Source organism: Sphingomonas sp., from assembly GCF_035555815.1.
Lineage (GTDB): Bacteria > Pseudomonadota > Alphaproteobacteria > Sphingomonadales > Sphingomonadaceae > Sphingomonas.
In genome coordinates this window covers 95953-109047 of record NZ_DATMGG010000184.1, presented here as the reverse complement: position 1 = coordinate 109047, position 13095 = coordinate 95953, and the positions used below count along the sequence as shown (strand labels likewise).

Here is a 13095-nt window from a genome sequence, read left to right as displayed (position 1 = left end):
CGGTTGCCGCATTGTGCGCCGCCACGCCGGCATTGGCGGAACCTGTCCCGCTGGCCCTGCCCGCAGGGCGGCTGGGTGATGCCGTGCTCGCGTTGGGACGACAGGCCGGGGTCAGCGTCGCGGTCGCCGATGCCGCGCTGTGGGGCCGCCAGGTTCCCGCGCTGCGCGGACGCTACACCACCCGTCAGGCCCTCGAGAAACTCGCCCGCGCCGCCGATGCCGAAGTCGAGGCCGCCGGCCCGTCCGGCTGGCGTCTGGTTGCGCGCCGGCCCCCGGGAAGCCGCTGGCGGGCCGCGCCGCGCCGGCCAAAGCCGCCGCCCCCGCCGCCGGCCAGCACCGGTCCCGCCCCGCCCGACATCATCGTCACCGGCAGCAAGCGCGACGTGCCGCTCCAGGAATTCGCCGGCCAGGTCACGCTGGTCGAGGGCGCCGAACTGTCGATCGGCGGATCGGGCGACACCGACCGGCTGATGACGCGCGTCGCCAGCATCTCGTCCACCCACCTCGGCGCCGGGCGCAACAAGCTGTTCATCCGCGGCATCGCCGATTCGAGCTTCACCGGCCCGACCCAGTCCACCGTCGGCCAGTACCTGGGCGACCTGCGACTGAGCTTCAACGCGCCCGACCCCGATCTGCGCCTGTCCGACCTCGCCTCGGTCGAGGTGCTGGAGGGGCCGCAGGGGACGCTGTACGGCGCGGGATCGCTGGGCGGAATCATCCGGCTGGTGCCCAACGCGCCCGATTTCACCTACCTCGGCGGTTCGGCGACCGTGGGCGGATCGACGACATGGCACGGCCGGCCCGGCGGCGACGTCAACGCGGTGTTCAACGCGCCACTGATCGGCGACCGGCTGGCGATCCGTATCGTCGCCGATGCCGCGAGCGAGGGTGGCTATATCGACAAGCCGCTGATCGGCCGCAAGGACGTCAACCGCACCGACATCTTCGGCGGCCGCGCCGCGCTGCGCTACAAGATCGGCAACGGCTGGACCGTCGACCTGATCGGGCTGGGCCAGAAAACCAACGGCGAGGACAGCCAGTACGCCGACCGCAACGGCCCGCGCCTGACCCGCGCATCGCGCACCGCCGAGGGGTTCGACGCCGATTACATCCAGGGCCAGCTGGTCATCAGCGGCAAGGTGTTCGGGCTCAACCTCAGCTCGTCGACCGGCATCGCCAGCCAGCAGCTCACCGAGCGCTATGACGCGACGCTGACCAACGGGACGCCGCGCATCTTTGTCCAGAACAACGACACCAACATGATCGCGCACGAAACGCGGGTGTGGCGGCCGGTGCACGACGGCTGGGGGTGGATGGTCGCCGCCAGCTTTACCCACAACCACACGCTGCTGACCCGCCAGCTCGGCGCGCCAGACGTGCCCAGGCCCGCCACCGGCGTGACCAACCGCGTCGATGAGGTCTCGATCTTTGGCGAGGCGAGCAAGGACCTGATGCCGTTCCTGACCGCGACCGCGGGCTTTCGCGTGACGCGTTCCGAACTGGGCGGCTCGGCGGAGGATATCCGGCCCGCGCAGCCGGTGACGGAAAAGGAACGCGCGGCGATCACCGCCGGCCGGGTCGAGATGGCGGCGCTGCCGTCCGCGGCGCTGATCGCCCATTTCGCGGCGGAGACCAGCCTGTACCTGCGTTACCAGCAGGGGTTTCGCGCCGGCGGGCTGGCGGTGGAGCGCGACTTCGTGCGCCGGTTCGACAACGACCGCGCCTATACGGTCGAGCTGGGCGCGCGCCACGGCAAGCGGATGACCGGCCCGTTCGATCTGGCCGCCAGCATCTCCTACACCCGCTGGAACGACATCCAGGCCGACTTCATCGACGGTTTCGGCCTGCCCAGCACCGCCAACATCGGCGACGGCCGCATCTGGTCATTCACCGCCAACGGCGGGATCGCGGTGATGACCGGCCTGCGCGTCGAGGCCGGCGTCACGATCAACGACAGCCGCGTCATCAATCCGCTGCGCACGCTGCCGGTGGGCGTGGTGATCGGCGGCGGCTCGTCGGCGACCGGCAGCGGCGGCGTGAGCGTCGGCGGAACGATCGATCCCGCGCTGCTGTTCGCGCGCATGGACCAGGTGCCCAACATCGCCAAGTTCGGCAGCCGCGTCGGGTTCGATTTCATGCGCGCGATCGACGACCACGTCACCCTCACCGCCACCGGGTGGGTGCGCTATGTCGGCGCGTCGCGGCTGGGCGTCGGGCCGACGCTGGGTGAGCGGCAGGGCGACTATATCGATACCGGGCTGGCCGGGCGGCTGGGGGTCGGCGCGGTCGGCGCGACGCTCAGCGTCACCAACATCGCCGATTCCGTCGGCAATCGCTTCGCGCTGGGCACGCCGATCACTACCGGCCGCAAGCAGATCACCCCGTTGCGTCCGCGCACCATCCGCATCGGATTCGACGTCGCCTTCTGAAAAAATTGCGGCGAACGGTTGAGGTTTGCCGGGTGTGGCTCCGTTTAGCAGTCAGTAGGTCTGTAGGGGGCTTGCTGTTTACTACGCCACTTTTCTTCGGTTTCAGGTGTTTCGGAAATAGGGATTTATCGAACAAACATTGTTCGGCGTACTGGTCCGAGTCTATTCACGAAACGCTGAATACAATCTGTCGAGCCTGTTACAGTATCGATCACTCGTGTTCGGCAGATATGATCGAAGCACGGCCGCGATGTCCCACAAGACATCGCGGCCGTTTTTTTATCAACGCGCGATCGATTCAAAGGTTTACTTGCTCGCACGTGCAACAATTTCCCGCGAATGTCCGATTACGTCGCGCGACAGGCACATTTGATCGAAATCCCTGACGAAAATTAAGGCGGTCTAGCCACGGCTCCGTCCCGCAGATCAGAACGATCCGAGTATCTGTCAGGGAATTGTAATGCGTTGTTACTTGCTTGCGTCCACCGCGTGTCTTGCGGTGGCGACGCCCGTTGTCGCGCAAACGACGGTCGACACCAACCGTACCGATCCGGTGCGCACCTCCACGATCAAGAATGGCGCGCCCGACGCGATCCGCATCACCAGCACCGGATCGGTCAAACCCGCTACCGGCACCGCCGTCACCGTCGATTCGACCCATGCGGTGACCAATGAAGGCACGATCCAGATCACCAACGCCGATAGCGCGACCGGCATCGGCGCGACGGCCGACACCGGCGGCGGCATCACCAACAGCGGCACGATCACCATCGACGAGACCTATGCCCCGACCGATACCGACAACGACGGTGATCTCGACGGACCGTTCGCGATCGGCAGCGACCGCGCCGGCATCCGCACCCAAGGCGCCTACGCCGGCAACATCGTCAACGCCGCCACGGGCGTCATCACGGTCGAGGGCAATGATTCGGCAGGCATCCGGCTGGGCGGCCCGCTGACCGGCAACCTCACCCACGACGGCAAGACCAATGTGATCGGCGACCACGCCGTCGGCGTCGATGCCGGCGCGATCAACGGCAACGTCCGGCTGGCCGGCACCGTCGCCGCGCAGGGCAAGGACTCGATCGGCGCGCGTTTCGCCGGCGACATTTCAGGCGCGCTGGTGGTGCAGGGCACGATCACCGCGACCGGCTATCGCTACCCCACCCCGCCCACCGACGCATCGAAGCTCGACGGCGACGATCTGCTCCAGGGCGGATCGGCGGTGATGGTCGAGGGCGATGTCGGCGGCGGGATCGTGTTCGCGGTGCCGCCCAAGGACAGCAACCCGGCCGACAATGACGAGGACAAGGACGGCATCGACGACGCCAAGGAAGGCAGCGCCGCCGTCACCTCCTATGGCGCTGCGCCGGCGGTGGCGATCGGCGCGACCGACCGCGACATCACGATCGGTGCCGTCGCCGGCACCGGCACCGGCTTTGGCCTGATCGTCGACGGTGCGATCACCGGCGACGGCGTCTACAGCGGGATCGACGGCAACGGGCTGGCGATCGGCGGGCGCGGCGGCGCGGTGACGATCGCGGGCGGCATCGGCATCAGCGGCAGCGTCACCGCCAAGAGCAGCGGCGCCAGCGCCACCGCGATCCGCATCGGCGACGACGCATCGACGCCGGAGATCCGCAACAGCGGCACGATCAGCGCGTCGGGCGGCAGCTCGACGTCCTCGATCGCCACCGCGATCCTGATCGAACAGGGCGGATCGGTCGGCACCATCCGCAACAGCGGCACGATCAAGGCCACGGCGGCGGGCGACGACGGCACCGCCGCCGCGATCGTCGACCGTTCCGGCACCGTCGCGCTGGTCGAGAACAGCGGCGCGATCTCGGCGAGCGGGGCCAAGGCCGATTCGGACCGCAATATCGCGATCGACCTGTCGGCCAACGCCAATGGCGCGACGGTGCGCCAGACCGCGGTGGCCAGCGGCGCCACCGCGCCATCGATCACCGGCGACATCCGTTTCGGGGCCGGCAACGACGTGCTCGACATCGCTGACGGCACGGTCAAGGGCAACGCCGGCTTCGGCGCTGGCGACAACCGCCTCGCGCTGTCGGGAGACGCGGTCTACACCGGCAACGCGACGTTCGGCGCGGGCAAGGACACGCTGGCGCTGTCCGGCACATCCAAATTCACCGGCACCGCCGATTTCGGCGGCGGCAGCGACGTGCTGACCATCGGCGAAAGCGCGCTGTTCTCGGGATCGCTCGCCAACGCCGGCGGGCTGGCGGTGACCGTCAACGGCGCGTTCGACCTGACCAGGCCGGCGTCGGTCGCCTCGCTCGACGTCGGGGCCAAGGGCTATTTCGCGGTGACGCTCGACAAGACCGGCGGCACCGGCACGCTGCTCCAGGTCGCGGGCAACGCGCATTTCGCCGAAGGGGCGACGCTGGTGCTCAAGCTCGCCAGCATCACCGATGCGGAGGGGCGCTACGTCATCCTTCAGGCCGGGTCGCTGACCGGCACCGACAAGCTGACCACCAATTCGACGCTGCTGCCCTATCTGTACAAGGGCGTGGTCGCGACCGGCACCGGCAACGACCTGGCCGTCGACGTCACGCGCAAGACCAACACCGAACTGGGCCTCAACCGATCGGAAGCGTCGGCGTTCGGCGCGATCTACGCCGCGCTCGGCACCGATGAGAAGGTCGGCAATTCCTTCCTCGGCATCACCGAGGGCGCGACCTTTCGCAACGCGATCCAGCAACTGCTGCCCGACCACGCCGGCGGCACGTTCGAGGCGGCGACGCAGGGGTCGCGCGCGATCGCACGGGTGCTGTCCGATCCGCACGGGCCGTTCAAGGACGAGGGGCGCTGGGGCTATTGGATCACCTCGCCGGTGTGGGGCCGGTCGAAGGCGGTCGGCGACAGTTCCGGCTACAACGCCGGCGGTTGGGGCGCGGCGGCGGGCCTCGAATACAAGACCGGCATCGGCAACATCGGCGTGTCGGCGGCCTATCTGTGGAGCCAGGACAACGACAACAGCACCGATAACGAGGTGCTGGGCAACCAGTATGAATTCGCCGCCTATTGGCGCGGCCACTGGGACGGGCTCGCCGCCTACGCGCGCGGCGCGTTCGCCAAGCTCGATTTCGACAGCGTGCGCCGCTTCCACGGGATGGACGAGGACGAGGCGGTGGAGCGCGTCGCCAACGGCGGGTGGAACGGCACGCTGACCTCGTTCGCCGCCGGGGTCTCGCACGAAAGCGGCGGCGCCACCTTCTTCGTCCGCCCGTCGCTGGCGGTCGACTACTACCGGCTGCACGAGGGCGGTTATGCCGAAAGCGGCGGCGGCAAGGCGATGGACCTGACCGTGGCGTCGCGCACCAGCGACGAGCTGGCGGTGACCGGCAGCATGGCCACCGGCATCGACTTCATGGGCTTTTACGAACGCGACGAGGGCTGGTTCCGGATCGAGGCCGAGGGCGGGCGCCGCCAGATCGTCGGCGGCGCGCTGGGCAGCACCACCGCGCATTTCACCGGCGGCGACGCTTTCACGCTGACGCCGGAGGATCGCACCAGCGGCTGGGTCGGCAAGGTCCGCGCGATGGGCGGCAACACCTATTTCCGCGTGGTCGGCGAAGTCAGCGGCGAGCAGCAGCAGGAACGCTGGGTGCTCGGCCTGCGCGCCACGTTGCAGATCGGGCTGTAGGCCCGGTCTGACCACTGGATTGCTTGCCGGCCCGTAGCGGTCCCCTCCGCCCGGCAAGCATGCGGCCGCGACGTCCCCCGGCGTCGCGGCCGCTACCCCTGTGGAACCCCGGCATCGACCACCGCATCGATGATCGCGTCGTCGGCGGGCACCTGTCCGTCGAGCATCAGCATCGCCAGCCCGTGCACCAGCGCCCAGGCGCGCAGCGTGCGGGTATCCGCGCTGCCCCGCCACGGATCGAGCCCCTGCGTCGCCGCGACATGGCCGTGAAGCATCGTCATCGCTTCATGCGGGGCACCGCCGGGGCCGTCCGGCGCGGCGCTGAACGCCAGCCGGAACAGCGCCGGATTGGCCAGCGCGAACCGGATATAGGCGCGCCCGGTCGCGGCGAACGCCGCCATCGCGCCGCCCGCCCCGGCCGCCCCGGCCGCCGCCTGCCGCTGCGCTTCGGCCAGCCGGTCGTGCCCTTCGCGCGCCAGCGCCGCCATCAGCGCCGCCTTGTCGGGGAAATGGCGATAAACCGCCGTCGCGCTGACCCCCGCCGCGCGCGCCAGCTCGCGCAACGACAGTTCGTCACCGGTCGCGGTCGCCAGCCGACGCAGCCCCTCGCGGATCAGCGCGGCGCGCAGATCGCCGTGATGATAGCCGCGCTTCGCCGCGCCCGCGCTCGCCGGATTGCCCATGATGCCGGGGTAGCCATGGTTGGGCGCGGAGGAAAGCGGCCGCGCGCGGACAGCTACGCTTCCGCTTCCGCCGGCGGCACCACCGCGTCCATCGTGCGCACCCGCACGTCGATCGCCCGGCCGTCGATCCGCAGTTCGTTGAAGCTTGGCCGCGTGGTGCGCGTCCGTTCGGACAGCGTGCCCGCGCCGATCAGCCGCACCGTCCGCCCCGCCACCGGCCAGGCGAGGTCGAACGGGTCGTGGACATGGCCGGTCAGCACCGCATCGACCCCCGCCGCCGCCAGCGCCGCCAGCGCGGCGCCGCCGCCACGGGTGCGCGCGTGCATGTGCGTGCCGCCCTCGATCAGCGGATGGTGGCACGCCAGCAGGGTCACGCCGCCCGGCGGCACCGTTCGCGCCAGTGCCAGCGCCTTGGCCAGCTCACCGCGACTGACGTGCCCCTTCGACCAGTTGAGTCGCCACTGGAATCGCGCGGTGGTCCTGAGCGGCACCACCGCCACGCCATGGATATCGAGCGGCCGCTCGATCATCCGTTCGAGCGCAAGATAGCGGCGATAGGGGGTGAGGAACCGTGCGGCGAGGTTGAAATAGGGCAGGTCGTGGTTGCCGACCTCGACCGTGACCGGACGGCCGAGGGCTTCGAGCCAGGTCGCGGCGGCGGCGAATTCGCGCGCCCGCGCGCGCATGGTCAGGTCGCCGGTCATGATGATCGCGTCGGGCACCTCGCTCCGCACCAGCGCGTCGAACCAGTCGATGGCGGCGGTGTCCTCGCGCCCGAAATGGACATCGCTGACGTGGAACAGCCGGATCACGGCGCGCTCTTGGTGCTCAGAAAGACCTTTCGGCTGACGCTTCCGGTGATTGCGGCCGCCGGTTCGAGCTGTTGCGGCTCGCCATCGAACAACGCCAGCACCGGCTTGCGGCCCAGCACGCTCAGGCGATCGGTCGGTGTCTGATCGACGGCCCGCGCCGCCACCCAGTCGCCGGTCACCCAGGTCCAGCCGAGATCGGCGATCGCGCGCCAGTCGCGCGCGTCGATGCCGGCGACGTCGAGCCCCTGTCGCGCGTCGGGGCGGACCATCACAGCCTGGTAGCGGCTGCGCAGCCCCGGCGCGCCGGCGACGCGGACTCCGCGCCCGAAGGTGCGGCGCCACGCCGCCCCGGCCGCGCGCCATATCCCGCCGATCGAGCCGCTGCGCGCCTGTTCGCGCGCGCGAAACCACGACGCGGCCGGGCCGATGATCAGGCCGACGAACGCGCGGCGGTCCCCGGCCTCGATATAGGGCAGCGCGACGCGTTGGTGCCGGTCGCGCGCGGCCGCTATGATCGTCGCTGGATCGAGGCTGTCGTGCAGCCCCTTGGCCAGCAGGTTCATCGTCCCGCCGGGCAGGATGAGAAAGCCGCCGTCCCAATCGGCCAGCGCACACAGCGCGGCGTTGATCGTGCCGTCGCCCGCGAACAGCACCACCGTGTCGATCCCGGCGCGATCGAGCGCGGCCCCGTCGGGCAGGTCATCGTCGGGAAAATGGGTGCGGCCGGCGAGGATCAGGCCGTGGTCGTGGAATACCGCCTCCAGCGCCTCGCACTTCTGGGGCGTCGCGGTGCCGGAATTGGGATTGGTGATGAACCACAGTGTCTGCATCCGGCACGCAACGCACGGGCGCGCGAATCGCCGCATCGGCGGCCGACGCCGACCGTCAGCACTGCTTGCGCGACAGCACCTCGGTCAGGTGCTGGAGGCGCCGGCCGATCAGCATCGACCGGCCGCCAGGGGCGACGCCACCGCCCGCCGCGCTGCCGGCGATCGAGCCAGCGGCCCCCATCGCTGACGAGGCGATCGCGCCGCCCGCCCCCGCCATGCCCAGCAGCGGGCTGGCCGCGCCGAGCACCTTGAGGACTCCCAGCCCCCCGCGCTTGCGCCGCGTCGGCATCCCGGCCTGCTGCTGTTCGGCGGACAGGGTGCCGATCTCGGCCGACAGCGCCTCGCAGCTCATCTCCTCGTCGCCGGCGCGGATCACCTCATACGCCTTGCCGTCGGGATCATCCCCGGCGACGGCGGGTGTGGCGATCGCCAGCGTCAGGATCAGGCCGCCTGCCAGCAGCAGCGAAGTCGGGTTGCGCATGGGAAATTCCTCGATGGCGGAGAGCGCACCCTGCCTGGCAGCGCGATCGCCCCGCGCGGAGAGATTTGTGGCCGGAGTCGCCCCGGCTGCGACCGGTGCGACCAGACCCGCCCACGACGCGACCGGCAGATATGAAAAAAGGGGCACCCCGCTGCCGGGGCACCCCTTTCCAGCCGCTTCGGAGCCGGGAGATCAGAAGCGGAAGCGCGCGCCGCCCCGGAAGGTGCGGCCGATCACGCCCGACTGGCTCCACGTCGGGTTGTAGCCCAGCCCGGCGTAGTTGGACGGATTGAACGGCGCGTCGGCGTCGAACAGATTGTTGACGTTGACGTAGAAGGTGAAGGCGTCCGACACCTTGTAGCTGGCAACCATGTCGACGACCACGAACGCCTTGGTCCGGCAGAACGACAGATCGTAGAGCGCGGTATCGCAATCATGCGCGGTGCCGACGCCGTTGGTATCCTCCGCCGTCGCGTAATAGCCGCTGGTGTAATAGGCGGTCGCCGACAGCGTCGCCGGGCCATAGGCCAGCGTGTTCTGCCAGTTGCCGCGCCACGCCGGCGTGCCCGCCCCCGACGACAGATTGTACGGCCCCTGCGTTCCGACATAGTGCTGGGTGCCGCCCGGTGCGACCAGGTCGAAGTTGAAGATCTTGGTCACTTCAATCTGGCTGGTGAAGCGCACGTCGGGCGCGAGCTTCAGGTTGGCGGTGGCGGTGAAGTCCATGCCCGAGGTCCGCTGTTCGGCGGCGTTGACATAGGGCGCGTTGACCAGCTGCACCGTGCGTGGCGCATCCGGGTAGAGCGGATCGGCGTCGTTGAGCGTCACCGAATAGCCCGCCGGCAGCGGCGTGCCGGCGTAATAGGCGGCCAGCGCGGCGCCGTAATCCGGCCCCCCGGCGATGAAGTCCTTCTTCTTGATGTTGTAATAGTCGATCGTCGCGCTGAACCAGCTGGTCGGCGCGAACACCGCGCCGAGGGTGAAGCCGCGCGACCGTTCCGGCTTCAGATTGGGCGTGCCCGAGAAATTCTGGCCGAGCGCGTGCGCGCCCGACACATAGGGGCTGCCGCCGGTGCATCCGCCGCTGGCGGTCGCGGTGCCGCCGTGCGCCAGCACGATGGCGCACGGATATGCCGGCGCGGTGATGTAGCCGATGACGTTGCCGTTCAGCTCACCGAACTGCGGCGCGCGGAAGCCCTGCGAATAGGTGCCGCGCAGCGCGATCTGGCGGATCGGCGTCACCTTGATCCCGATCTTGGGCGAGAAACGGTCATAGCCGTCCGAATAGTGATCGAACCGCCCGGCCAGGTTGATGTCGACCGCCTTCAGGATCGGCGCATCGATTTCGATCGAGCCGGCGGTCACGGTGCGGTGACCGACCGCCGACACCGGATTGATGACGGTGGTGACAAGGCCGGGGTTGCCGTTGGGCGCGTTGATGCGCTCATGCCGGATCGACGCGGTGCCGCCCAGCTGGAGCGGACCGCCGGGCAGGTCGGCGAGCGCATAGGTGGCGGTCGCCTGCGCCATGTAGAGATCGGAGGTCGATCGCGTCACCACCTCGGGCGAGATCTGGTCGCGGATCGCGGCGCTGTTCTGCGACGGATCGATGAAGTTATAGGTGCCTTCCGCCACCGCCTTGCCCAGCCCGGCGATGTTGAGATAACCGTTGTGGGTCCCGTCGAGGTCGGTGTGCATCGCCGTCGCCTCGATCGAGAAGCGGCCGCGGTCGCCCAGCTTGCCCTGCGCGCCCAATGCCCCGCGATAGGTGCTGCTTTCCGTCTTGTTGGAAATCGGGATGTCGCCGAACGCGTAATAGATCTGCGCGGCATAGCCATCGGCGGCGAACGGATTGTTGGGATTGAGCGAACCATTGGCCAGCAGCGCCGGCAGGATGATGCCGGTGGTCGGTGCGGGCGCCGAGCTGCGGATGCCCGCGCGCGCGCCGCGCGACATCACCTCGCTGCGGTAATAGGTGCCGATCGCATAGACCTCGGTCCCGCCGCCCAGCCGCGCGGTGGCGCGGGCGGTGACGCCATAGCGTTCTTGCTCGGGCTGAAGCTCGCCATAGTCGCGGACGGTATCCTGCTCGCAATAATCGCCGACGCCGGCCCGGCTGTGCTTGATCAGCCCGGCGCCGCAGCCGGCGGGATTGAGGATGCGGAACAGCTCGCCCGCGATCGGGGCGCCGCTGTAGACGTTGCCGGGGATCAGCTGGGTGGCACGGCGCACCAGCGCGCTGGTGGTCTGGCCGGGACCGGTCGCGCCGACATTGCCGTTGCCGCACGGCGCCGCCTCACCGCTGCCGGTGCAGGTCAGGCCACGGAAGTCGCCGGTATTGTAGGGAAAGCCGCGATCGCGCGCCATCAGCGGATCGGCATGGTAATATTCGCCGCCGATATAGGCCGCGAAACCCTTTTCGGTGAGATCGCCGACACCCGCGACCAGCGTCAGCCGCTGATTGCCGACGTCGCCGCGTTCGGAAATGCCGGCCTCGGCCGAACCGCCGATGCCCTTGTATTCCTTGCGGGTGATGACGTTGATCACGCCGCCGATCGCGTCGGCGCCATAGGTGGCGGAGGCGCCGTCGCGCAGCACCTCGATCCGGTCGATGGCGAATTCGGGAATGGTGTTCAAATCGACGAACGACTTCTGTCCGTCGTCGGCGAGCGGATAATAGGCGCCGCGCAGACCGTCGAACAGCACCAGCGTCGAATTGATGCCCAGGCCGCGCAGCGACACGCCGCTGGCGCCGGCGGCGAAGCCGTTGGTGAAGGCGGTGGGGATCGATCCGCTGTTGTCGGCGGAGACGCTGCGGATCGCGTCGGAGACGCTGGTCAGGCCACGCTGTTCGAGCATGTCGGCCGACATCACCGTCACCGGCGAGGCGGTCTCCTCATCGGTGCGGCGCGCGAACAGGCTGCCGGTGACGACGATCTCTTCCTGTGCATCGGCGGCGGGCGCGGTGGCGGCATCCTGTGCCTGGGCGGGGACGGCCAGCCCGACCGTCCCGCAGGCGATCGTCGTCATCAGCAGCCGCCGGCGCAGATCGTTCCTAGTCATCGAATCCCCCTGAAATCTCTTTGTGGAAGGGCGCCATGTGATCGCTGCGGCGGCGGGCGGTGACCGGAATGCGACCGGCACACGCGGCCGCTCGATCAAGCCGGCGCGCGGCGACGAACCCCGCCGCGCGCGCGATCGGGACGGATCAGCGATGCGGGCGCCACACCACCTCGTCGATCAGCAGGCGCCAGCCGGAGGCTTCGCTCCGCCAGATTCGGACATAGGGCGCGGGATCGGTCCCGCCCGCGCGCGTCAGGCGGCCGTAGGTGACCGCAAGGTCGCGCGCGGCGGCCACGCGCAGGCCGAATCGCTCGCTCGACGCGACCGCCGGCTCGCGGTCCACCAGCTTGCCGGCGCGGATGCGGATCGTGGCCGGTTGGCCGGGGCGCAGCACATAGCCGTCGCTCGCCATGACCGGAAGGATCGCCACGCCGCCACGACGCTGGAACGCGGCGTTGAGCCGGTCGTCGGCGGCGGCGAGCCCGGCATCCGGCTCGCTCGCCTGGCCCGCCGCGCCCGCGCCGTCGCGCAACCGCGCCACGCGCGCCGGGAAGGCGAGCGCCGGCCGCGCGGTCGCGGGCAGGCCCTGATCGAGCAGCCAGCGCCACTGGCCGTCGTCGTCGCGCCGCCACACCGTCAGGAACTGGCCGTAGAGCGTCCGCGCCCCGCGCCGCATCCGATAGGGTCCGGAAGTGACTCCCAGATCGTTCGAGCGCGCGATCGCCGCGATGGCCGGCTCCCATTCCAGCGTCAGTTCGGGATCGTCGCGCTGCGCGGCGAGCACGGTGTGCGCGGGCATCGGCGCCGGACGCAGCATGATGCCGTCGGGCGCAGCGTGGGCGCGGAACGCCGGGGTGATGCCGATCCGCGCGGCGTCGGCGGCGAAGCGGCGCTCTGCCGCGATCATCGCGGCGAACGCATCGGCCTCCGCTGCGTCCGTGGCGCCCGCGCGCTGCGGCGGGCTAGGGGCGGCCCCGACGCAGACGCTCCACAGCGTGGCGGCGGCGAGGGTTCGGAAAAGGGCGGGCCGGGCGACATGTTCGATCATGCCGTGGCGGCTAACGCGCGGCGCAAGATACTGAAAACAGGCTGCGATCGGCGCCGTCAGCGGCGCGACCAAGCCGATCGGA

Annotated in this window: 8 protein-coding genes; 2 read left to right on the top strand and 6 right to left on the bottom strand. The window is 69.8% G+C overall.

All coding sequences use genetic code 11. The annotated features are described in order from the left end of the window. Together VNR91_RS10620 and VNR91_RS10615 are read left to right on the top strand one after the other, a co-directional pair. The coding region (locus VNR91_RS10620) for a TonB-dependent receptor (RefSeq protein ID WP_325490734.1) at positions 1-2429 on the top strand (2429 nt) is incomplete at its 5' end. A 460-nt stretch (positions 2430-2889) separates the two neighbouring features. Then, complete coding sequence (locus tag VNR91_RS10615) at positions 2890-6096, top strand: autotransporter outer membrane beta-barrel domain-containing protein (RefSeq protein WP_414712405.1); 3207 nt, start codon at positions 2890-2892, stop codon at positions 6094-6096. A 92-nt stretch (positions 6097-6188) separates the two neighbouring features. Here the strand turns inward: VNR91_RS10615 and VNR91_RS10610 are convergent, their stop codons facing one another. The 6 genes from VNR91_RS10610 to VNR91_RS10585 form a co-directional block, all read right to left on the bottom strand. Continuing rightward, a complete protein-coding gene (locus VNR91_RS10610) occupies positions 6189-6779 on the bottom strand; it encodes a TetR/AcrR family transcriptional regulator (RefSeq protein WP_325490732.1) in 591 nt (196 codons plus the stop codon). A gap of 53 nt (positions 6780-6832) precedes the next feature. After that, a complete protein-coding gene (locus VNR91_RS10605) occupies positions 6833-7591 on the bottom strand; it encodes a metallophosphoesterase (protein WP_325490731.1) in 759 nt (252 codons plus the stop codon). Then, on the bottom strand, positions 7588-8421 hold the full coding sequence (locus VNR91_RS10600) for a diacylglycerol/lipid kinase family protein (RefSeq protein WP_325490730.1): 834 nt from the start codon (positions 8419-8421) through the stop codon (positions 7588-7590). Before VNR91_RS10600 ends, VNR91_RS10605 begins: the two co-directional genes overlap by 4 nt. Before the next feature lie 55 nt (positions 8422-8476). Continuing rightward, positions 8477-8902 (bottom strand): hypothetical protein, encoded by a 426-nt coding sequence (locus VNR91_RS10595; RefSeq protein WP_325490729.1) that lies wholly within the window; start codon positions 8900-8902, stop codon positions 8477-8479. A gap of 192 nt (positions 8903-9094) precedes the next feature. Beyond that, positions 9095-11965, bottom strand: coding sequence for a TonB-dependent receptor (locus VNR91_RS10590; protein WP_325490728.1), 2871 nt, complete (start codon positions 11963-11965; stop codon positions 9095-9097). Between the two features lie 145 nt (positions 11966-12110). Then, the gene (locus VNR91_RS10585; RefSeq protein WP_325490727.1) at positions 12111-13013 is read right to left on the bottom strand and encodes a hypothetical protein; all 903 of its coding nucleotides are present in this window, start codon (positions 13011-13013) and stop codon (positions 12111-12113) included. Positions 13014-13095 lie beyond the last annotated feature (82 nt).